Source organism: Blastococcus deserti (genome assembly GCF_042682525.1).
Taxonomy (GTDB): Bacteria; Actinomycetota; Actinomycetes; order Mycobacteriales; family Geodermatophilaceae; genus Blastococcus_B; species Blastococcus_B deserti.
Genome location: NZ_JBHUHP010000002.1, coordinates 143,410 through 164,400 on the forward strand (window position 1 = coordinate 143,410; position 20,991 = coordinate 164,400).

The following is a 20,991-nucleotide window of genomic DNA, read 5'->3' on the forward strand; positions in this document are numbered from 1 at the left end:
CGTCATCCGGAAGTTCGGCGTTCTTCTACTCCGGCGGGGTGAACGACGAGGTGCGGGACATGCCGGCCGCCCGGCCCTTGCCGGCGATGACCAGCGCCATCTTGCGACTGGCCTCGTCGATCATCTCGTCGCCGAGCATCGCCGAGCCCTTCTTGCCGCCGGCCTCCGAGGTGTACCAGTCGTAGGCGTCCAGGATCAGCTCGGCGTGGTCGTAGTCCTCCTGCGAGGGCGCGTAGATCTCGTTGGCGGCGTCGATCTGGCCGGGGTGCAGCACCCACTTGCCGTCGAAGCCGAGGACGGCCGAGCGCTTGGCGACCTCCTTGAACGCCTCGACGTCGCGGACCTGCAGGAACGGCCCGTCGATGGCCTGCACGCCGCGGGCGCGAGCGGCCATGAGGATCTGCATGAGGATGTAGTGGAACGGGTCGCCGGCGTAGTCGGGGTGCAGGGCGCCCACGACGAGCGACTTCATGTTGATGCTGGCCATGAAGTCGGCGGGGCCGAAGATGATCGTCTCGATCCGGTCGCTGGCGAACGCGATGTCGTTGACGTTGATCAGGCCCTGCGCGGTCTCGATCTGCGCCTCGATGCCGATCCGGCCGACTTCCAGCCCGTTGCTCTTCTCGATCTGGGTGAGCAGGAGGTCCAGCGCCTTCACCTGATGGGCGTCCACCACCTTCGGCAGCATGATGCAGTCGAGGTTCGCGCCCGCGCCCTCCACGACCTCGATCACGTCGGCGTAGGTCCATTCCGTCGTCCAGTCGTTGACCCGGACGGTGCGGATCTTGTCGCCCCAGCCGCCCTCGTTCAGCGCCGCGACGATGTTCTTGCGGGCGCCGGGCTTGGCCAGCGGCGCGACGGCGTCCTCGATGTCGAGGAAGACCTGGTCGGCGGGCAGCCCCTTGGCCTTCTCCAGGAACCGGGGGTTGCTGCCGGGAACGGCCAGGTTGGAACGGCGGGATCGGAGCTCGGCCACGGTGCCTCTTCTCTTGCCGACGACGTCTGCTGCTACCGGAGAGTAACGACGCCCGATTCCCGCCGCAGACCCGCGTTGATCACCGGCGTGCGGCCCTGTGCAGGGGCTCGGCGCGAGCGGGCGACCGGTGCGGGGACGGGGTCCTTGCTCAGGTGGCCGGTTCCACCAGGGTCGTCGGGCGGCTGGCGCGCACGACGAGCGCGACGCCGACGACGACGGCGGCCATCCCCGGCAGCGCCAGCAGCGGCGGTGCCTGCTGTAGCAGCACGAGGGCGACCAGCAGCGAACCGGGGACCTCCAGGAGGACGGCGAGGCTGACCACCGTCGGGCCCACCGAGGAGAGCACGAGGTTGAGCAGCGTGTGGCCGAGCAACTGCGCGACGAACGTGATGCCGGCGATCAACCACCAGTCCCGGGCGCTGAACCCGACGAGTGGGACGTCGACGAGCCACGCCGCCACGGCCAGGACGAGCGCGCAGACCGAGTAGCACACCACCGTGTACGCCGACGTCGCCAACCGCTGCCGTGCCCGCGCCCCGGCGAGCACGTAGCCGCCGGCGGCGATCGCCCCGAGCAGCGCCAGCCCGTCGCCGGCCACGGCACGCAGGCTCACCGTGACGTCCACCCCGGCGATCAGCGCCGCTCCGACCACCGCCAGCACCAGCCCCCACCACACCGCGGCCGGAAGTCGCACGCCGGAGATCCGGGCGGCCAGCGCCGTCCAGATCGGGGTGGTGGTGACCAGGGCGATCGAGGCCGCGACCGTCGTCATGTGCAGGCTCGGCAGCCAGGCGGCGAAGTGCGCCGCGAGGAACAGTCCGGCCACCGCGGAGCTGCCCAGGTCGCGTGGCCGCAGCCCGGTCAGCGTCGCGCGCTCCCGCAGCAGGAGCACCGGCAGCATCGCGATCGCACCGGCGGCGTTGCGCCAGAACGCGATCGCCAGGACCGGCGCGATCACCAGAGCGGTCATCGGTCCCGACAGCGAGACGCCGATGACCGCCACGGCCATCAGCGCTACGTCCCGCCCGCCCGGGCGGCGCAGCGCCCACGCGCCGGCCCCGGCCGGCTCGGCTCTCCGAGCGGAGCGAGGAGGAAGGGGACCGGGGTCCTTCCTCACCCGGGTACGCGGATGCGGCCGCCGGCGACCGGGACGACGGCGCCGCGCACGGTCGCGGAGACCGCCCTGCCCCCCGAGGCGGTGACGGTGCACTCCAGCACCGACGGGCGCCCCAGCTTCTCCCCCTGCCGGACGACGTAGGACGACGTCCCCTCCCCCGCCAGCAGGCCGCTCTCCACCAGCCAGACCCCGGTGCCCAGCGCCGCCGACCCCGTCGCCGGGTCCTCCCCCCAGCGCAGGTCGCCGGCGAACACCCGGGCGTAGGCGGTGGAGGTGGCCGCGTCCCACGACAGGACCGAGACGCCCTCGCCCACACCGAGCGAGTCGAGGGCCCGCTGGTCGGGGACGGCCCGGTCGACCATGTCGGGGCGGACCGACAGGTAGGCGAAGGGCAGCCCGCACCCGGCGACGTCCGCCGGCAGCCCCGTGGTGTCGGCGGCGCTCAGCCCCAGGGCCACGGCGAGCTCCTCCGGCGCCGGGCCGTCCTCGAGGGTGGGCCGCCCGCCGGTCAGCCGTGCGCCGTCCTCCCCCACCTCCAGGTCGAGGACGCCGAGCCCGCACTCCTGCCGCACCGTGCCGCCGCCCAGCCGGCCGGTGCGCACCAGGGTGTGCGCCGCCCCGACGCTCGGGTGCCCGGCGAAGGGCAGCTCCGCGAACGGCGTGAAGATGCGGACCCGGTAGTCGGCGCCCGGTTCGGTGGGGGCGCAGACGAACGAGGTCTCGGAGAGGTGGAACTCGAACGCCAGCGCCTGGCACTGCTCCGTGGTCAGGGTATCGGCGTCGAACACGACGGCCAGCGGATTGCCGGCGAACGCCCGGGGCGCGAAGACGTCGACGACCTCGTAGTCGAGGTTTTCCGGGGCGACCACGCGCCCGACGGTAGCCTCACCATCCGTGACCACGGCGACCAGGGCGTACGTCTCCCGGCTGGCCGGGCTGACGGTGTTCGACCCCAACGGGGACCGCGTGGGCAAGGTGCGCGACGTGGTCGTCGCCCTGCGGGTCGGCACCGCCGCCCCGCGGGTGCTCGGCATCGTCGTGGAGGTGGTCGCCCGCCGCCGGATCTTCGTGCCGATGGGCCGGGTCACCGCCATCGATCCCGGTGCGGTGATGCTCGCGTCGGGCACGCTCAACCTGAAGCGCTTCGAGCAGCGGGCCGGCGAGACGCTCGTGCTGGGCGAGCTGCTCGACCGCGCCGTGCGGATCGCCGAGAACGGGCGGCCGGCACACGTCGTCGACGCCGGCATCGAGCAGACCCGCACCGGCGACTGGGTCCTCTCCCGGCTCGCCGTCCAGGAGCCGGGGCGACTGGGCCGCCGCGGCCAGCTCCACCAGCTGGCCTGGGACGAGGTGGAGGGGCTGGGGCTCCCCCAGAGCGGCCAGGGCGCCGAGACGCTGATCGCCACCTACCGCGACCTCAACCCGGCCGACCTCGCCCACGCCCTGCAGGACCTGCCGATCAAGCGCCGGCACGAGGTCGCGGAAGCGCTCGACGACGCCCGGCTGGCCGACGTCCTGGGCGAGCTGCCCGAGGCCGAGCAGATCACCATCCTCGGCACCCTCGACGAGAAGCGCGCCGCGGACGTGCTCGAGGTCATGGACCCCGACGACGCCGCCGACCTGCTCGCGGAGCTGTCCAACGTCGACCGCAACCGGCTGCTGGAGCTCATGGAGCCCGACGAGGCCGAGCCGGTGCGGCAGCTGCTCAAGTACTCCGAGGACACCGCCGGCGGCATCATGACCAGCGAGCCGGTGATCCTCGCCCCGGACGCCACCATCGCCGAGGCGCTCGCGCGCGTGCGCGAGCCGGAGCTCACCCCGGCGCTGGCCAGCCAGGTGTACGTGTGCCGCCCGCCGTCGGCCACGCCCACCGGCCGCTACCTGGGCCTGGCCCACATCCAGCGCCTGCTGCGCGAACCGCCGTCCACCCTGGTCAGCGGTGTGCTCGACGACCTCGAGCCGCTTCGCCCGGAGGCACCGCTGGCGGAGGTCACCCGCTACTTCGCTACCTACAACCTGGTCGCGGCGCCGGTGGTCGACGCCCAGGGACGGCTGGTGGGGGCGGTCAGCGTCGACGACGTCCTCGACCACCTGCTGCCCGACGACTGGCGGGAGCGGGCGCGCCGTGGCTGACGCCCCACGGCTCGACGTCCCCCGAGGGCACAGTCGCAGGTTCGGGGCCTTCCTGCGGCTCAACCCCGACGCCGTCGGCCGGTTCGCCGAGGGCATCGCCCGCTTCCTCGGCACAGGTCGCTTCCTCGCCGTCCAGACGATCATCGTGGTGGTCTGGATCGCGCTCAACGTCTTCGCGGTCTCCCTGCGCTGGGACCCGTACCCGTTCATCCTGCTGAACCTTGCGTTCTCCACCCAGGCCGCCTACGCCGCGCCGCTGATCCTGCTGGCGCAGAACCGGCAGGCCGACCGCGACCGCGTCCAGGCCGAGGAGGACCGGGCGCGCGCGGCGCAGACCCGCGCGGACACCGAGTACCTCGCCCGCGAGCTCGCGGCGCTCCGCGTGGCGATCGGCGAGCTGGCCACCCGCGACTTCATCCGCGGCGAGCTCACCCGGCTCACCAGCGACGACGGCGACGAACGCCGCGACCGGCCGCGCCGTCGCGACGCGGTCGGCTGAGCGAGGAGCAGCGGACCGGGTCGTCGCAGGACGGCCGCCCGTCGCCGGCCGGGCGCGCGTCCGGTGACCCGGCCATGGTGGCGGCAGCCCTGTGGTCGCGGGTGCACGGGCTCGGACCACCTCGCGGCCGGTCCCGCCGTCGGCCGACCGGCGCGGGGCTCAGCCGGTCAGGACGTGGACGAGAGCGCCGGCGACGCCGGCCAGCACGAGCACGACGATGAACGGCGCCCGCAACGCCAGGGCGATGGCCGCCACCAGGACGCCGGCCAGCCGCCCGTCGACCACCAGCTGCTGGCCGCTGCTCAACGTCTGCACCGCCACCAGCGCCGCCAGCAGGGCCGCGGGGACGAAGTCGACGACGCGGGCCACCCAGGGCTGCTCCACCCAGGACGCCGGCACGGACAGGCCCGCCAGCTTCAGCAGGTAGCAGCCGATCGACCCGGCGAGCACCGCGGCCCAGAGCGCCGTCCCGCTCACGCGGCCACCCGCCGCGCGCCCGGCCGCCCGGCCAGCGCCACGGCGACGACCGCGGCGATGACCTGCACGCCGGCCGGCACGACCGGGGTCAGCGCCAGCGCGACGACGGCGCCACCCAGCGCCACCCGCCGCTGGACCGCCGCCTCCGGGAACCCCGGCCGAAGCCGCGGCCAGAGCAGCGCCAGGAAGGCCGCGGGCACCACCGCGTCCAGGGCGGCCAGCGCGGGCCCCGAGAGGGCAGCGGCGCCCAGCGCGCCGACCACGGTCATGAGGTTCCAGGTCAGGAAGATGGACGCACCCCCGGCGAGGAAGGCCAGCCGGGCCAGAGCCCGGTCGGGGGCGGCGATGGACAGCGCCGTGGTCTCGTCGATGACCCAGTGCGCCGTCCCCAGGCGCCGGAGCGCGCCGTGGGGCTGCAGGAGCGGGACCAGGCGGACTCCGTACACGGTATTGCGGGTGCCGAGCAGCAGGGCGCTGCCGACGGCGGCCAGCGCACTGCCGCCCGCGCCGAGGACGCCGACCAGCGCGAACTGGGAGGCGCCGGTGAACATGAGCGCCGACAGGGTCATCGCCTGCCAGAGGTTGAGCCCGGCGGCGTCGGCCGCGGCGCCGAACGCCGCGCCGTACAGCCCGACCGCCGTCCCAAGCCCGATCGCGTCGCGCAGAGTGGCGGATCGGACGGTGCTGGACATGAGAGGCGAGGCTAGCCACCTGCCGCGCCCGGTCCACGGCCGGCCGCCGCAGCCGTCGTCGCCTCACCCCATGGGAGCACGACCGAGCGCCGGGGTGGGCAGGAACTCCGTCGCCGTCCCGATGGGGTGGCATGCCGTCCGTCGAGCCATCCCGCCTGCGCTCGGGGCTCGGGCTGGTCGTCGGCCGGGCACGGCGTCGTCCGGGCGCCGCCGCCGAAGGCCAGGACAGGCGTGCGCCCGACGCCGCCGCCGGCGCGGCCGCCCGGGAGCTCCTCGCCCGGGCACACGCCTCGGCCCTGGGCATGAGCGTCCTCGCCGCGGTGGTCGCACCCGCCTGGTCGGTGTTCGACGTGCTGCTCGAGCCCCGGATCGCCTCCGCCTTCGTCGCCCTGCGGTTCGCCTGCCTGGTGCCCATGCTCGTCGCGGTGTGGCTGCTCTGGCGCCGGCCCGTGGGACGGCGCCGTCCCGAGCCGTTCGGCTTCGTGGTGCTGGCGGTGGTGCAGGCGGAGATCGCCTGGATGCTGCCGCGGGTGGAGAACCTGGAGTTCTACCTGCTCGGCTTCACGCTGGCGATCTACGCCAGCGGCTGCCTGCTCGTGGCCCGCCCGGTGTGGACCGCGCTGCTCGTCCTCAGCACCTGGTCCGCCCTCGTCCTGTCCCTGCTCACCGCACCCGCACCCATGCCGGTCCGTGATCTGCTCGCCACCGGGATCTACTTGGCCTCCGCCTCCACGCTGGGGCTGGTCGCGCATCGGCAGCGCTACCACCTCGCCATGCGCGAGTTCCGCGCCCGGGTGCACCTGGAGCGGGAGAAGGACCGCACGCACGAGCTGCTGCGCCGGCTGGAACGGCAGAGTCATGAGGACGCGCTCACCGCCTGGCCAACCGGCGCCGGTGGGACAGCGAGCTGGCCGCCGTCTGCGAGTCGGCCCGCGTGTCCGGCACCCCGGTCGCGGTCGTCCTCGTCGACCTCGATCAGTTCAAGCAGGTCAACGACCAGTACGGGCACGCCGGCGGCGACGAGGCGCTACGGCAGGTCGCCCGGCTGTTGCGGGATCGCGTGCGCGGCGACGACCTCGCGGCCCGCCTGGGCGGGGACGAGCTGGCGCTGCTCCTCCCCGGTGCCGGCTTCGAGCGGGCGCACGGCGTCGCCGAGGACGTGCGGCTCACCGCGACCGGGCTCCAGCTCGCCGGTTTCCCGGGCATGCGGCTCACCCTGTCGCTCGGCGTGGCCGTGGCGAACGGGGAGCAGTCGGTCCCCCAGTGGTTGATGTCCGACGCCGACGAACAGCTCTACCGGGCGAAGGCCACCCGGAACGCGGTGAGTGCGGGGGCCGTGCACTCGGGCGCCGGGCGCGGGACCGCCGCCGTCACCGCCGACTGAGGAACGCCGGCTGCGCGGCAGATCACCCTCCGCCGGACGGCCGGCGCGGTCGTCCGCCGTACAGTGGCAGGCGACCCGATCGCGCAGGTCCGCGCCGGTCGTCCTGGCACGCCGCCGACCGGGTTCCCCCGTCGAAGGAGACATAGCAACGATGTCCGACACGCTGACCGGCACCCCGGCGCTCGACGCCGTCACCGCCGCTCTGGCCACCGTCCAGGACCCCGAGATCAACCGGCCCCTCACCGAGCTCGGCATGGTCAAGGACGTGCAGATCGGCCCCGACGGCGCGGTCCGCGTCGAGGTCTACCTGACCGTCGCCGGTTGCCCGATGCGCGAGACGATCACCAACCGGGTGACCCAGGCCGTCTCCGCCGTTCCCGGCGTCACCTCCGTCTCCGTCGTGCTCGACGTGATGAGCGACGAGCAGCGCGCCGAGCTGCGCCGCACCGTGCGCGGTTCCGACGCGGCCGACCCGGTGATCCCGTTCGCCCAGCCCGGTTCGCTGACCCGTGTCTACGCCGTCGCCTCTGGCAAGGGCGGTGTCGGCAAGTCCAGCGTCACGGTGAACCTCGCGGCCGCCCTGGCCAGGCGCGGGCTCTCCGTGGGTGTGGTGGACGCCGACATCTACGGCCACTCGGTGCCCCGCATGCTCGGGGTCGAGGACAAGCCCACCCAGGTCGACAACATGATCATGCCGCCGCAGGCCTACGGCGTGAAGGTCATCTCGATCGGCATGTTCACCCCGGGCAACACCCCCGTCGTCTGGCGTGGCCCGATGCTGCACCGCGCGCTGCAGCAGTTCCTCGCCGACGTGTGGTGGGGCGACCTCGACGTCCTGCTCATGGACCTCCCCCCGGGCACCGGCGACGTCGCGATCTCGGTGGCCCAGCTGGTGCCCAACGCCGAGATCCTCGTCGTGACCACTCCGCAGCTCGCCGCCGCCGAGGTGGCCGAGCGGGCCGGTGCGATCGCCACCCAGACCCACCAGCAGGTGGTGGGCGTCGTCGAGAACATGTCCTGGCTGGAGCTCCCCGACGGCTCCCGCATGGAGGTCTTCGGTGCCGGCGGCGGTCAGGCCGTCTCCGACGCCCTGACCCGCACGCTGGGCGCCCGGGTGCCGCTGCTCGGCCAGATCCCACTCGACACCCGGCTGCGCGAAGCCGGCGACGCCGGTGCCCCCATCGTGCTGGCCGAGCCGGAGTCGGCGGCCGCGCAGGCGCTGGAGAAGATCGCCGACGGGCTCGCCGTCCGCCAGCGGGGACTGTCGGGCATGTCCCTGGGGCTCACGCCCGTCCGCCGGTAAGGGTTCGCCCTCTCCACGTCCGGGGTGTTGCTCGTGCTCCGGGGTCCCGTGCGGGGCTCCCGGTGCGGGAGGAGCACCCCGGAAGCGCGTCCGAGGCCATGTCCTACGGTCGCTGCCATGACCGTCTCGGACACCGTCACCGTCGATGCACCGCCGGCCGTGGTGTTCGCGATCCTCGCCGACCCCCGGCAGCACTCCCGGATCGACGGCTCGGGATCGGTGGGCTCGGTGATCGCGGCGCCCGACCGGATCACGCGGACGGGCCAGACGTTCACCGTGCGGATGCGGCTCTTCGGCGTCCCCTACGTGATCCGCAACCGGGTCGTGGAGTTCGAGCCGGACCGCCGCATCGCCTGGCGGCACTTCACCGCGAACCGCTGGCGCTACGAGCTGTCGCCCACCGCCGACGGCGGGACGACGGTCACCGAGAGCTTCGACACCTCGCGCGCCGACGGCGTGACCGACGCCGTCGTGCGCTGGGCCGGGTTCCCCGAGCGCAACCGGCAGGGGATCACCGCGACGCTCGAGCGGCTGAAGAAGGCGGCGGAGGCCGACGCGCGGATCTGAGCGCCGCGGATCGCCGGCGCTCCCTGCAGCACCAGCGATGCCGGAACGACGCCGACGATGCGCGCGTACTACGTCGCGTCGGGGTCGAAGGGCGGCGGCGTGGCGTGGTCGCGCGGCCGGGGTGGCGCGACGACGGGTGTGGTGGCGGCCGGCCGCACCGCCGGCTTGTCGTCGTCGCCGAGCAGCTGGTCGCGGATGAACGTCCGCGGGTGGTACTTGCGCAGATCGAGGTCGCGCAGCTCGGGCAGGTCGTCGCCCAGGGACTCGTTGACCTGCTCGCGGATGCCGGTGATCGCCGTCCGCACCCGCTTCAGCCCGCCGGCGGCGTCCTTGGCCAGCCCCGGCAGCCGCTCGGGACCGAAGATGAACAGCGCGGCCAGCGCGAGGACGACGATCTCGCCCCAGCCGATCGAGTCGAACACCGCCGCTCCCTCCTCCGCGGCTCCAGCCTATGCGGCCCCGGCCTCGTCCCGGGTCCCACCCTGAGCCTGCGAAGGGTGGGGAGGACGATGGCCTCTTTCAGGCCGCGTCGAGCGTGGCCTCGACCTCGGTGGACGCTCCCCCGCGCACCACCTCGACGGTGACGGTCTCCCCGGGGTCGTGGGCGTCGACGGCGACGACGAGCTCCTCGGAGCTGCCGACCGCTTCCCCCTCGACGGCGATCACCACGTCCTCCTCGCGGATGCCCGCGGCGGCCGCGGCGCTGCCCGGCTCCACGTTGAGCACCAGCGCGCCGTCCCGGGTGCCGTCGGTGACCGAGCGGGTGTTCACGCCCAGCGAGGCGTGCACGGCCGACCCGGTCGAGATGAGCTGCTCGGCGATGTCCCGCATCGTGTCGACCGGGATGGCGAAACCGAGGCCGATGGAGCCGCCGGCCCCGGTGGAGGCGATGGCGGTGTTGATGCCGATGAGCGCGCCGCTGGCGTCGACCAGCGCGCCGCCGGAGTTGCCCGGGTTGATCGGCGCGTCGGTCTGCACCGCGCTGATCACGGCGTTGGTGTCGCTGCCCTCGCCGGCCAGCCGGACCGGCCGCTCCAGGGCGCTGACGATGCCGCTGGTGACGGTGCCGGCCAGGCCGAGCGGGGAGCCGATGGCGACCACGGGGTCGCCGACCACGACGTCGTCGGAGCTGCCGAGCGCCGCCGTGACCAGGCCCGGCTTCTCCACCTTGAGGACGGCGATGTCGCTGGCCGGGTCGCGCCCGACGATGCGGGCCGCCGAGCCGCTGCCATCGAAGAACACCGCCCGGATCTCGGCACCCTCGATGCCCTCGGCGCCGGAGACGACGTGGTTGTTGGTGACGATGTACCCGTTCTCGCCGTCGATGACGACGCCGGATCCGGTCGCCCCGGCCTGCCCCACGCGGACCTCGATCGAGACGACCGCGGGCATGACGTTCTGGGCGATCTCCGACACCGAGCCCGGTTCCCGGGTGATGCCCGGGTCGACCTCGGAGAGCTGCGTGCCGGGGGCCAGCAGCGGTGTCTCGTCGTTGGTCTTCGTCAGGTACCAGCCGGCCCCGCCCCCGACGGCGCCCACGAGCAGCACCGCCAGCAGGCCCAGGACCCACAGCCGCACGGACAGGTCCCGCAGGCGCAGCTTCCGGCGTCCCTGCGCGTCGAACACGACCGGTCCGGGCTGGGCCGCCTCGTCGTAGACGGCCGGGGGCCCGAGGACCGCCGGCGCGTAGGGGTCGCGCCAGGGGTCCTGGCGGGCGTCGGGCTTCCACCACGGCCCGGTGGCGGTGCGCCGGCGGCCCGGCCGTCCCGCGGGCGGCTCCTGGAGCCCGCGCCGGCCACCGGCCGCCGGCCCGAAGGCCCGCACCAGCGCCTCGGCCGGCGGCGGGGGCGCCGGGCGCGGGGGCGGGGTCGGCCGGCCGTCGGCGAACCCACCGACGGTGCTCGCCGGCCGCCCGAAGGCCACCGCCTGCGCGGGCGAGGGCGGCGGGGCGGTGACCGGTCGCGGCGCGAGCCGGTCGGGGACGTCGGAGAAGGGCGCCGCATGGCCGGCGGGGCGGGCGTACACCGCCTCCTCCCCCGGAGCGGCGCCGTCGCCCGTCGGGCCCGGGGGCGGGGTGCTCTCCCCGGAGGGGCGCTCGTCGGAGGTGCTCAGGGCGTTCCGCCCGGAGCGGAGGATGCGGTGTTGCCGACGGTCACGGTGCGCACCACCGGCGGCACCACCTCGGTGTGCTGCTCGGGCGCCGACGGCCCGGCGACGGGACCCCGGGGCCCGACGTCCGGGGCGCCGCCGGCCGGCAGATTGAGCGCGAGGGCGGTGACCCCGGCACCGAGACCGATCATGGTGCCCGCCAGTCCGCGGCGCAGCCAGCGTGCGTGACCGGGACGCCGGCGATGCTCCTGCGGCCCCAGGTCCACCGACCAGGACCCCGAGGCGCCGCTCACGGTGAGCCCGCCGGGGCCGGCGGCGACCGTGCCGAGGGCCCCGCCGGAGCCGGGCACGTCGGTGGTGAACGGGATCGCGCAGAGGCGGGACATCAGGTCGCCGGGCACGGTCACGTCGCGCGACTCGTGCAGCGCCTCCTTGGCCTCGCGCTGCGCCTCGACGGCGAGCCGGCACTGCAGGCAGCCGGCCAGGTGCCGCGCGGCGCGGCTGGCCGGGCCGGAGGGCAGCTCACCGTCGACCAGCGCGGCGATCGCCTCCTGCGCGAGGTGGCTCTCGGGCAGGCTCACGCGGGCGCACCTCCGGGCTCGAGAACCGCCCGGCCGGGGGCGAGGTGGGCCAGCGCCTGGCGCAACTGGACCCGGCCGCGGTGGATGCGGCTGCGCACGGTGCCCAGCTTGATGCCGAGGGTCGCCGCGATCTCCTCGTAGGTCAGGCCCTCGATGTCGCAGAGGACGACGGCGACGCGGAACTCCGGCGAGAGCGCGTCGAGCGCCGCCTGCACCTGCGGGTCGAGGTGGGTGTCGGCGTACACCTGCTCCGGGCTCGGTGCCCGGCCGGGCAGCCGCTCGGTGTCCTCGGGCAGGGCGTCGAACCGGATCCGCTGCCGCCGGCGGACCATGTCCAGGAACAGGTTCGTGGTGATGCGGTGCAGCCAGCCCTCGAAGGTGCCCGGGGAGAAGTCGGCCAGCGAGCGGAAGACCCGGACGAACGTCTCCTGGGTCAAGTCCTCGGCGTCCTGCGGGTTGCCCGAGAGCCGGTAGGCCAGCCGGTAGACCCGCGCGGAGTGGTCGCGGACGACCTCCTCCCAGGTCGGCGCCACCCAGGTCACCTCGGGCTCGGGCGCCTCCGGGCGGGCGAGGGGCTCGGACACGCCTCCAGGATCGCAGACCGCGGGGCCCGACACCTCCCCGGCGTGGGCGGAACGGTCGGTCGCGGCTCGCGTCAGGCGCACGACATGATCAACGGACGGCATCGGTGCCGGTGTTCCCGGCCACACCGTCTCGCAGGCAACTCACAGGTTCGGCCGGCCGCCGCACCTCGGCTCCCGCACCTGGGCTCCCGCACCTCGGCTCCCACACCGCGGCTGCGACGCCGTGCCTGCGACGCCCCGGCCGGGCGCCCGACCACGGCCCCGTTCCCGGCCACTACCCTCGGCCGGTGATGAGCGCCGAGCAACCGCCGCCGGGAGGCGGCACCGCGGAAGGCGCCGCCTACGCCGACCGGTTCGCCGTCGAGACGCCCGAGATGGTCGCCGCCCGCTCCCGGGCCCTGCAGCTGCCCGGTTCCCCGCCCGTGGAGCCCGCCGTCGGCGCCGTCCTGGCCGTGCTCGCCGCCGGTGCCGGGGCACGGTCGGTGGTCTCGATCGGCAGCGGTGGCGGGCTGGCCGGGCTGTGGCTGCTGCGCGGCATGCGCACCGACGGCGTCCTCACCGCCCTCGACGGCGACCCCGAGCAGCTGCGCGCCGCCCGCAAGGCGTTCGCCGACGCCGGCGTGGCACCCAGCCGGGCCCGGCTCATCTTCGGCACCCCCGCCGAGGTGCTCCCCCGGCTCTCGCCCGGCGCCTACGACATGGTCGTCTGCGCCGGCCCGCCGCGGGAGTACGCCGAGCACCTGCCGGCCCTGCTGGGCCTGGTCCGCGCCGGCGGGTCGCTGACCTGCCACGGCCTGCTGAGCGGCGGCCGGATCGCCGACCGCACCGCCCGCGACCCGCAGACAGTGGCCTGGCGGGAGATGGCCCGGGCCGTCCGCGAGGACGAGACGCTGCTGTCGGCGGTACTGCCGATCGGCACCGGCCTCCTGGTCGCCACCAGGCGCAGCTGATCCCGGCTCAGCGGAACGCCGCCTCCGCCACCGGCGCCCAGGGCCCACCCAGGTACCGCCACAGCCCCAGCCCACGGGCGCGCGCCGACCACGGAGCGAAGTCGGCGAGCAGGCGGTCGTGCAGGGCGCGCGCGACGGCGGGGTCCACCTTGTTCTGCACGGTCACGTGCGGAGCGTGCCGCTGCCGGTCCTGCCGGGTCAGCCACGGCTCCCACCGCACGGCCAGCGCCCCGCGCAGCCGGGTCAGTTCCGGGGAGTCGAGGACGTAGGCCACGCCGCGGCCGAGGAACCGCAGCCCGGTCACGGCGACGTCGAAGGCGTCGCGGTCCGCGACCGCGGTCAGGTCGGCGACGACGGCGTCCACCTGCTCGCCCGGCAGCGCGTGGAACAGCGTCACGTGCGCCGCGAGGTGGTTGCGCTCCGGCGGGAAGTGCTCGGCGCGCAGCCGGTCGAACCACCGCTGGGCGTCGTCGTCCAGCAGCAGCGTCACCACAAGGGGCTGGAACGGCCCCGTCGCAGGGGCCCGCCGCGAGCTTGCGAGCGGTGGGGGGCGACGGGGTCCTTTCTCAGACGACAGCCCGGGCGCCCTTCCCGAGGACCGTCACCCCGCCGGCGCTGACGTGGTAGCGCTCCTTGTCCGCCGCGTGGTCGACGCCGATCCGCGCCCACGGGGGCACCACGACGTTCTTGTCGAGGATCGCCCGCCGCACGTAGGCGCCCTCGCCGATCTGGACGCCGTCCATGAGCACGCTGTCCTCGACCCGGGCCCCCCGCTCGACGCGGACGCCGGGCGAGACGACGGAGTTGTGCACCGAGCCGCCGCCCAGGATGGCCCCGGCGCTGACCATCGACTCCTCGGCCCGCCCGCCGAGCACGAACTTCGCCGGCGGCAGCTGCGGCGGCAGGGTGAAGATCGGCCAGCGGTCGTTGTAGAGGTTGAAGACCGGGGTCACCGAGACCAGGTCCATGTGGGCGTCGAAGTAGGAGTCGATCGTCCCGACGTCGCGCCAGTAGCCGTGGTCGCGCTCGGTGGCCCCCGGCACGATGTTGGTCGAGAAGTCGTAGACCCACGCCTCACCGGCGTCGGCGAGCATCGGCATGATCGAACCGCCCATGTCGTGGACGGAGTTCTCGTCCTCGGCGTCGGCGCGCAGCGACTCGAGCAGCGCCTCGGTGGTGAAGACGTAGTTGCCCATGGAGGCGAAGCTCTCCTCGGGCGAGTCCGGGAGGCCCGGCGGGTCCGCCGGCTTCTCCAGGAAGCCGCGGACCTTCCCGGCGGCGTCGGCGTCGATGACGCCGAACTCCGTGGCGTCGCGCCGCGGCACCCGCAGGCCCGCGATGGTCACCCCCGCGCCCGTCTGCAGGTGCTGGTCGATCATCTGCCCGGGGTCCATGCGGTACACGTGGTCGGCGCCGAAGACGACGACGATGTCCGGCCGGGCGTCGTAGATGAGGTTGAGGCTCTGGAAGATCGCGTCGGCGCTGCCCGTGTACCAGCGGGGGCCCAGCCGCTGCTGCGCCGGCACCGGCGTGACGTAGTTGCCCAGCAGCTGCGACATCCGCCAGGTCGTCGTGATGTGCCGGTCGAGGCTGTGGCTCTTGTACTGCGTCAGGACGGCGATCTGCCGGATCTCGGCGTTCACCAGGTTGGAGAGCACGAAGTCGATCAACCGGTAGTTGCCCCCGAAGGGCACCGCCGGCTTCGCCCGGTCCGCCGTCAGGGGGGAGAGCCGTTTGCCCTCGCCGCCTGCGAGAACGATGCCGAGAACCCGTGGACCGCCGCGCATGACCGCAACGTAGCCGTAACTCGGGACGTCCGCTCCACCTGCTCGCGCGGGTTACGCCCCCTAGGGTGACGGCCGTGCGGATCGGGATCGTGACGAGGGAGTGGCCGCCGGACGTCTACGGCGGGGCCGGCGTCCACATCGAGCACCTCGTGGCGGCGCTGCGCACCCTGCCGGAGGGGCCGGAGATCGACGTCCACTGCTTCGGCGACCCGCGGCCGGACGCGACGGCGCACGCGGTGCCGCCCGGGCTGAAGGACGCCAACGGAGCGCTGCAGGCCATCGGTGTCGACGTCGAGATGGCGGCCGCGCTCGAGGGTGCCGACCTCGTCCACAGCCACACCTGGTACGCCAACACGGCGGGGCTGCTGTCCTCCCTGGTGTACGGGGTGCCGCACGTGATCACCGCGCACTCGCTCGAGCCGCGGCGGCCGTGGAAGGCCGACCAGCTGGGCGGCGGCTACCGGCTGTCGTCGTGGGCGGAGCGCACCGCCTATCTCGCGGCCGACGCGGTCATCGCGGTCAGCAACGGGATGCGGCTCGACGTGCTCGACGCCTATCCCGACCTCGACCCCGCGCGCGTGCACGTCGTCGGCAACGGCGTGGACGCCCAGGCCTACCGGCCGGTGCACGACCCGGACGTCGTCCGCGGGCTGGGCGTGGACCCCGGCCGGCCCTACGCGCTCTTCGTCGGGCGGATCACCCGGCAGAAGGGCGTCATGCACCTGCTCGCCGCCGCCGAGCAGCTGCCGCCCGAGGCCGGCCTCGTGCTCTGCGCCGGTGCGGCCGACACCCCGGGCGAGCGGCAGCAGGTGGCCGACGCGGTCACGGAGCTGCAGGCCCGGCGCAGCGGTGTCGTGTGGATCGAGGCGATGCTGCCGCGGGAGCAGCTCGTGCCCCTGATCACCGGCGCCACCGTCTTCGTCGTCCCCTCCGTCTACGAGCCGCTCGGCATCGTCAACCTGGAGGCCGCGGCCTGCGGCACCGCGGTCGTCGCCAGCGCGGTCGGCGGCATCCCCGAGGTGGTCGCCGACGGCCGGACCGGTCTGCTGGTGCCCTACGACCCGGACGACGTCGCGGCGTTCGAGAACGGCCTCGCCGCCCGGATCGCCGAGCTGCTGGCCGACCCGGACCGGGCGGCGGCGATGGGCGCGGCCGGCCGGGAGCGGGTGCTCGCGGAGTTCGGCTGGCCGGCGATCGCGCAGCAGACCGTCGAGGTCTACTCCGCCGTCCTCGCCGCACGGCGCTGACCCGGCCCGCTGGTAGATTGCGGCTGCCGACTCGTCGGCGGCGCAGCGGCAGCGAACCCGGTGCGAACCCGGGGCTGTCCCGCAACTGTGATGGTCGCCTGCTGACCTGAGCCAGATCGCCTGCCCTGCGTCATGTTCCCGACCCTCGCGGCAAGGGTCGCGCATCGGGCGTCGGGCAGCTCATGGGCGACGCGCGCCGCCTCCCCTGGAGGCCCCCTGTGCCCCGTTCGCTCCCCCGCGCGCTGTCCGCCCTCCCCCTCGGCCTGCTGCTGACGCTCACCGCCTGCGGCGGCGACTCCACCGACGTGGACACCGCGGCCCCGGAGAGCTCCGCGTCCGGCGCCTTCCCGGTCACCGTCAGCGGCGCCGACGGCGAGCTGACCCTGCAGGAGCGTCCCGAGACCATCGTGTCGATGTCCGCGACCGCCACCGAGATGCTCTTCGCGATCGGCGCCGGCGACCAGGTCGAGGCGGTCGACGACACCTCGAACTACCCGGACGAGGCGCCGACCACCGAGCTGTCGGCCTTCACCCCCAACGCCGAGGCGATCGCGGAGTACGCGCCCGACCTCGTCGTCCTCAGCGACGACCTCAACGGCATCGTCGACGCGCTCGACGCGCTGTCCGTGCCGACGCTGCTGCTGCCCGCGGCCACCACCGTGGAGGACACCTACGAGCAGCTCGAGACCCTCGGCGACGCGACCGGCCACGCCGAGGAGGCCGGCGAGGTCGTCGCCGACGTGCAGGACCGGATCGCCGCCGCGGTCGAGTCGGTGGGGGGCGAGGCGGAGGGGATGCGCGTGTACCACGAGCTCGACCCGAGCTTCTACTCCGCGGCGAGCAGCACCTTCATCGGCAGCATCTACACGATGTTCGGCCTGGAGAACATCGCCGACTCCGCCCCCGACGCCGCCGGCGGGTACCCGCAGCTGTCGGCGGAGTACGTCGTCGGCCAGGCACCGGACCTCATCGTGCTCGCCGACACGATCTGCTGCGAGCAGTCCGCGGAGACGGTCGCCCAGCGACCGGCCTTCGACACCGTCCCCGCCGTCCGGGAGGGGCGGATCCTGGAGGCCAGCGACGACGTGGCGTCCCGCTGGGGGCCGCGGATCGCCGACTTCGCCGAGTCCGTCGCCGGGGTCCTGCAGGGCTGAGGACGGCGACCCGATGACGACGACCCGATGACGACGACGACGCCCGGCGCGCCGTCCGGCACCGCCCGGCCGGCCCCCTCGCGGGGCGGCCTGCGCCCGGGGGCGGCGCTGGCCGGGGCCGGGCTGGCCCTCGTCCTCGCCCTGCTGGCGGGGACCTGGGTGGGCGCGCTGCCCCTGCCGCCGGGCGCCGTCGTCGTCACGCTGCTCGACCGGCTGCTCGCCCCGCTGGGCGTCGCGGTGCCCGGTGGCCTGGAGGGGACGGAGGCGGCGGTGCTGCTGGAGCTGCGCCTGCCCCGGGTGCTGCTCGCCTCGCTGGTGGGCGCCGGGCTGGCCGTCTCCGGCGCGGCGTACCAGGGCGTCTTCCGCAACCCGCTGGCCGACCCCTACCTGCTCGGCGCGGCCGCCGGCGCCGGGCTGGGCGCGACCCTGGTGATCGCCTACTCCCCCGTCCAGGCGGTGGGGCCGATCGGCATCGTGCCGCTCGCCGCCTTCGCCGGCGCCCTGGCCGGCGTCGGGTGCGCCCTGGCGCTGGGCACGGTGGCAGGCGGCTCGCACAACGCGACGCTGCTGCTGGCCGGCATCGCCGTCGCCGCGTTCCTCGCCGCCGCCCAGACGCTGGTCCAGCAGCAGAACACCGAGGACCTGCGCGAGGTCTACGGCTGGCTGCTGGGGCAGCTCGGGCGGTCCCAGTGGTCCGACGTCCTGCTGGTGCTCCCGTACCTGGCCGCCGCGTGCACGGTGCTGCTGCTCTGCGGTCGAGCCCTCGACGTCCTCGCCGTCGGCGACGACGAGGCGAGCTCGCTCGGCGTCCACCCCGGGCGGCTGCGGCTGCTGGTCATCCTGGCCGCCTCGCTCGCGACGGCCGCCGCGGTGGCCGTGAGCGGTCTGATCGGCTTCGTCGGCCTGGTGGTGCCGCACATCGTGCGCCGGCTGGTCGGCGGCTCCCACGCCCGCGTGCTGCCCATGTCGCTGCTGGTCGGCGGCGCCTTCCTCGTCCTCGCCGACCTGGTCGCCCGCGTCGTCCTGGCTCCGGCCGAGCTCCCGATCGGCGTGGTCACCGCATTCGTCGGCGCCCCGTTCTTCGCCGGCCTGCTGTGGGCAGGGGCGCGGCGGTGATGAGCCGGCGGACGGCGGGACCGCGCCCCCCCGCCGAGGGCGGCGCCCACGTGGAGGTCCTCGGCCTGACCGCCGGCTACGGCCGCACGCGGGTGCTCGACGGGGTCCGGCTGTCGGTCGGGCCGGGCGGCTGGCTGGCGGTGATCGGGCCCAACGGGTCGGGCAAGTCGACCCTGCTGCGCTCGGTCCTCGGCTTCCACCCGCACCAGGGGCAGGTGCGCATCGACGGCGTCCCGACCACCGGCATGCCCCGCCGGGACCGCGCCCGGTCCATGGCCTACGCGCCGCAGACACCCGTCCTCCCCGAGGGCGTGACCACCCGCGAGTACGTCACCCTGGGCCGGACCCCCCACCGGCCGCTGCTGTCGGCGCCCCGGAGCGTGGACCGGCAGGTCGTCGCCGACGTCATGGAGCGGCTGGGCCTGGCGCCCATGGCCGAGCGGCAGCTGGCCACGCTGTCCGGCGGGGAGCAGCAGCGGGCCGTCCTCGCCCGGGCCCTGGCGCAGCAGCCGCGGGTGCTGCTGCTCGACGAGCCGACCGCGGCCCTCGACCTCGGCCACGCCCAGCAGGTGCTCGACCTCGTCGACCGGCTGCGCCGCCAGGACGGGCTCACCGTGGTGAGCACGCTGCACGACCTCACCCTGGCCGGCCAGTACGCCGACCGGCTGGCGCTGCTCTCCGAGGGCCGGGTGGTCGCCGAAGGGTCCCCGGCGGACGTGCTCACCGCCGAGGCGCTGAGCACCCACTACGGCGCGCGCGCCCGGGTGGTCGACGGGCCCTCCGGGCCGGCAGTGCTGCCGGTCCGCTCCCCCGACTGAGCGGTCCACCCTCTCCGCTCCGCCCACCGGGGGGACGTCGGCCCGCCGGCCCGAGCCAGGACATCGGGTCCGTGCCCCCGCGTACCGCGCCCCGGCGCACCACCGCTCCCCTGACCAGCGGGTACGCGACCCCACCGGTCGCCAGGCCGCCCGGTGGCTGGAAAGCTCCACCGGCATGACCACCTGGACGCCCGACTCGAGCGGCGATCCCCTGCGGTCACTGCTGCGGGCGTCCCATCACCTGCCGGCCCATCGGCTGGGCACGGTCGTCGCCGAACACGCCCGTGAGCTGGGGGCCCGCGACGCCGTCGTCTACCTGGCCGACTACGAGCAGCACCACCTCATGCCCGTGCGCGGCGACGGCGTGCCGGATCGGGAACCGCTGCCGGTCGACTCGTCGGTCGGAGGGCTCGCCTTCCGCCGGGTGGAGGTGACCCGGCCCCCCCGGCCCGACGCCGGGGACTCCAGGTTGTGGGTCCCGCTCCTCGACGGCGCCGAGCGTGCCGGCGTGCTGGAGGTGGTCTACGACCACGAACCGACGGACTCCGACGAGGAGCTGGCCAGGTCGTTCGCCTCGCTGGTCGCCGAGCTCACCGTGACCAGGGACGCGTACAGCGACGTCTTCTCCCGCCTGCGCCGCAGCCGGCCGATGAGCGTGGCCGCCGAGATCCAGTGGGAACTGCTGCCCCCGCTGACGTTCGGCAGCGAGCGCATCGTCATCTCCGCGGCCCTCGAGCCCTCCTACGAGATCGGCGGCGACACGTTCGACTACGCCGTCAACGGGTCGACCGCCGAGCTGCTGGTGCTCGACGCCGTCGGTCACGGCCTGCCTGCAGCTCTGCTCGCCACCGCCGCCGTCGGCGCCTACCGCAACGGCCGGCGGGAGGGGCTCGACCTCGCCGGGATGTCGGCCCTCATGAACCAGGTCATCGCCGACCAGTTCCCGGCCAGCCGGTTCGCCACCGCGCTGCTCGCCCGGCTGGACCTGGACACCGGCCGGCTCACCTGGGTCAACGCCGGGCATCCCGCGCCGCTCATCGTCCGGGACATCGGCCTGCTCCTCCCGCACACCTGCCCGTCCTCGCGGCCGCTCGGCCTCCAGGACCGGCCGGCCGTGGAGTGCCACCTGCAGCTGCAACCCGGTGACCGGGTGCTGCTCTACACCGACGGGATCGTGGAGGCCCGCTCGCCAGCAGGGGAGTTCTTCGGGGAGGAGCGCCTGGCCGACTTCGTCGTCCGGGCCGAGGCCGCCGGCCATCCGCCGCCGGAGATGCTGCGCCGGCTCATGCGCAGCGTCATGGACCACCAGGCGGGCCGACTGCAGGACGACGCCAGCATCGTCGTCGTCGAGTGGCGCACCGGGCGCGACGACCAGCTGATCCTGTGAGGGAGCAGCTTTCCGCGCCGTCCGATGGGAGGTGGACACCGTCGTCGACGGGCTGGTCCAGCCGCCGACCGGGCCGCGCGGGCGCCCCCGGATCCAGACCCGGCACACCG

The 20,991-nt window shown here is 74.8% G+C and carries 21 protein-coding genes and 1 pseudogene; 11 read left to right on the plus strand and 11 right to left on the minus strand.

Annotation, left to right across the window (positions count from 1 at the left end):
- Window positions 1–25: 25 nt before the first annotated feature.
- The 3 genes from ACFSHS_RS04200 to ACFSHS_RS04210 form a co-directional block, all read right to left on the minus strand.
- Window positions 26–976 carry an HpcH/HpaI aldolase/citrate lyase family protein gene (locus ACFSHS_RS04200; RefSeq protein WP_376872151.1) on the minus strand — a complete coding sequence of 317 codons (951 nt, stop codon included), beginning with the start codon at window positions 974–976 and terminating at the stop codon, window positions 26–28.
- Window positions 977–1,124: 148 nt separating this feature from the next.
- Window positions 1,125–1,985, minus strand: coding sequence for a DMT family transporter (locus ACFSHS_RS04205; protein WP_376872153.1), 861 nt, complete (start codon window positions 1,983–1,985; stop codon window positions 1,125–1,127).
- A gap of 104 nt (window positions 1,986–2,089) precedes the next feature.
- On the minus strand, window positions 2,090–2,962 hold the full coding sequence (locus ACFSHS_RS04210) for a PhzF family phenazine biosynthesis protein (protein ID WP_376872155.1): 873 nt from the start codon (window positions 2,960–2,962) through the stop codon (window positions 2,090–2,092).
- A 25-nt stretch (window positions 2,963–2,987) separates the two neighbouring features.
- On the opposite strand from ACFSHS_RS04210, the gene ACFSHS_RS04215 reads away from it, so the two are divergent.
- Window positions 2,988–4,226, plus strand: coding sequence for a magnesium transporter MgtE N-terminal domain-containing protein (locus ACFSHS_RS04215; protein WP_376872157.1), 1,239 nt, complete (start codon window positions 2,988–2,990; stop codon window positions 4,224–4,226).
- Complete coding sequence (locus ACFSHS_RS04220) at window positions 4,219–4,725, plus strand: DUF1003 domain-containing protein (protein ID WP_376872159.1); 507 nt, start codon at window positions 4,219–4,221, stop codon at window positions 4,723–4,725. The genes ACFSHS_RS04215 and ACFSHS_RS04220 overlap by 8 nt, the downstream gene beginning before the upstream one ends.
- A gap of 159 nt (window positions 4,726–4,884) precedes the next feature.
- Here ACFSHS_RS04220 and ACFSHS_RS04225 read toward each other — a convergent pair whose 3' ends face one another.
- A complete protein-coding gene (locus tag ACFSHS_RS04225) occupies window positions 4,885–5,202 on the minus strand; it encodes an AzlD domain-containing protein (protein WP_376872162.1) in 318 nt (105 codons plus the stop codon).
- Window positions 5,199–5,894 (minus strand): AzlC family ABC transporter permease, encoded by a 696-nt coding sequence (locus ACFSHS_RS04230; protein ID WP_376872165.1) that lies wholly within the window; start codon window positions 5,892–5,894, stop codon window positions 5,199–5,201. Before ACFSHS_RS04230 ends, ACFSHS_RS04225 begins: the two co-directional genes overlap by 4 nt.
- Window positions 5,895–6,771: 877 nt before the next feature.
- Here ACFSHS_RS04230 and ACFSHS_RS04235 point away from each other — a divergent pair.
- The 3 genes from ACFSHS_RS04235 to ACFSHS_RS04245 all read left to right on the plus strand — a co-directional run bounded on the left by ACFSHS_RS04235 (window position 6,772) and on the right by ACFSHS_RS04245 (window position 9,148).
- On the plus strand, window positions 6,772–7,278 hold the full coding sequence (locus ACFSHS_RS04235; protein ID WP_376872240.1) for a GGDEF domain-containing protein: 507 nt from the start codon (window positions 6,772–6,774) through the stop codon (window positions 7,276–7,278).
- 151 nt (window positions 7,279–7,429) lie between these two features.
- Window positions 7,430–8,581, plus strand: a complete 1,152-nt coding sequence (locus tag ACFSHS_RS04240; protein ID WP_376872168.1) for an Mrp/NBP35 family ATP-binding protein — start codon at window positions 7,430–7,432, stop codon at window positions 8,579–8,581.
- A 117-nt stretch (window positions 8,582–8,698) separates the two neighbouring features.
- Window positions 8,699–9,148: an SRPBCC family protein gene (locus ACFSHS_RS04245; RefSeq protein WP_376872171.1), complete on the plus strand. Its 450-nt coding sequence runs from the start codon at window positions 8,699–8,701 to the stop codon at window positions 9,146–9,148.
- 68 nt (window positions 9,149–9,216) lie between these two features.
- Here ACFSHS_RS04245 and ACFSHS_RS04250 read toward each other — a convergent pair whose 3' ends face one another.
- From ACFSHS_RS04250 to sigE, 4 genes are all read right to left on the minus strand, one after another.
- Window positions 9,217–9,570: a twin-arginine translocase TatA/TatE family subunit gene (locus tag ACFSHS_RS04250; protein WP_376872174.1), complete on the minus strand. Its 354-nt coding sequence runs from the start codon at window positions 9,568–9,570 to the stop codon at window positions 9,217–9,219.
- A gap of 97 nt (window positions 9,571–9,667) precedes the next feature.
- Complete coding sequence (locus ACFSHS_RS04255) at window positions 9,668–11,173, minus strand: S1C family serine protease (RefSeq protein WP_376872177.1); 1,506 nt, start codon at window positions 11,171–11,173, stop codon at window positions 9,668–9,670.
- A gap of 83 nt (window positions 11,174–11,256) precedes the next feature.
- Window positions 11,257–11,838 (minus strand): anti-sigma factor family protein, encoded by a 582-nt coding sequence (locus ACFSHS_RS04260; RefSeq protein ID WP_376872179.1) that lies wholly within the window; start codon window positions 11,836–11,838, stop codon window positions 11,257–11,259.
- Window positions 11,835–12,422, minus strand: a complete 588-nt coding sequence (gene sigE, locus ACFSHS_RS04265; protein WP_376872182.1) for an RNA polymerase sigma factor SigE — start codon at window positions 12,420–12,422, stop codon at window positions 11,835–11,837. The genes ACFSHS_RS04260 and sigE overlap by 4 nt, the downstream gene beginning before the upstream one ends.
- Window positions 12,423–12,712: 290 nt before the next feature.
- Between sigE and ACFSHS_RS04270 the strand changes: the two genes are divergently transcribed.
- On the plus strand, window positions 12,713–13,372 hold the full coding sequence (locus ACFSHS_RS04270) for an O-methyltransferase (protein WP_376872185.1): 660 nt from the start codon (window positions 12,713–12,715) through the stop codon (window positions 13,370–13,372).
- Window positions 13,373–13,379: 7 nt separating this feature from the next.
- Here the strand turns inward: ACFSHS_RS04270 and ACFSHS_RS04275 are convergent, their stop codons facing one another.
- Both ACFSHS_RS04275 and glgC read right to left on the minus strand, forming a co-directional pair.
- A complete protein-coding gene (locus ACFSHS_RS04275; protein WP_376872188.1) occupies window positions 13,380–13,862 on the minus strand; it encodes a 2'-5' RNA ligase family protein in 483 nt (160 codons plus the stop codon).
- Between the two features lie 76 nt (window positions 13,863–13,938).
- Window positions 13,939–15,159: a glucose-1-phosphate adenylyltransferase gene (gene glgC, locus ACFSHS_RS04280; protein WP_376872190.1), complete on the minus strand. Its 1,221-nt coding sequence runs from the start codon at window positions 15,157–15,159 to the stop codon at window positions 13,939–13,941.
- A 74-nt stretch (window positions 15,160–15,233) separates the two neighbouring features.
- Here glgC and glgA point away from each other — a divergent pair, with 74 nt between their 5' ends.
- From glgA to ACFSHS_RS04305, 5 genes and pseudogenes are all read left to right on the plus strand, one after another.
- A complete protein-coding gene (glgA, locus tag ACFSHS_RS04285; RefSeq protein WP_376872193.1) occupies window positions 15,234–16,406 on the plus strand; it encodes a glycogen synthase in 1,173 nt (390 codons plus the stop codon).
- A gap of 218 nt (window positions 16,407–16,624) precedes the next feature.
- Window positions 16,625–17,560, plus strand: a complete 936-nt coding sequence (locus tag ACFSHS_RS04290) for an ABC transporter substrate-binding protein (RefSeq protein ID WP_376872196.1) — start codon at window positions 16,625–16,627, stop codon at window positions 17,558–17,560.
- A gap of 114 nt (window positions 17,561–17,674) precedes the next feature.
- Window positions 17,675–18,676 (plus strand): annotated as a pseudogene (locus ACFSHS_RS04295) (FecCD family ABC transporter permease); the annotation flags it as partial.
- Entirely contained in the window at window positions 18,676–19,494 is an 819-nt protein-coding gene (locus ACFSHS_RS04300) for an ABC transporter ATP-binding protein (RefSeq protein WP_376872200.1), read from the plus strand. The pseudogene ACFSHS_RS04295 and the gene ACFSHS_RS04300, both read left to right, overlap by 1 nt.
- 175 nt (window positions 19,495–19,669) lie before the next feature.
- The gene (locus ACFSHS_RS04305; protein ID WP_376872202.1) at window positions 19,670–20,881 is read left to right on the plus strand and encodes a PP2C family protein-serine/threonine phosphatase; all 1,212 of its coding nucleotides are present in this window, start codon (window positions 19,670–19,672) and stop codon (window positions 20,879–20,881) included.
- Window positions 20,882–20,991: the final 110 nt, after the last annotated feature.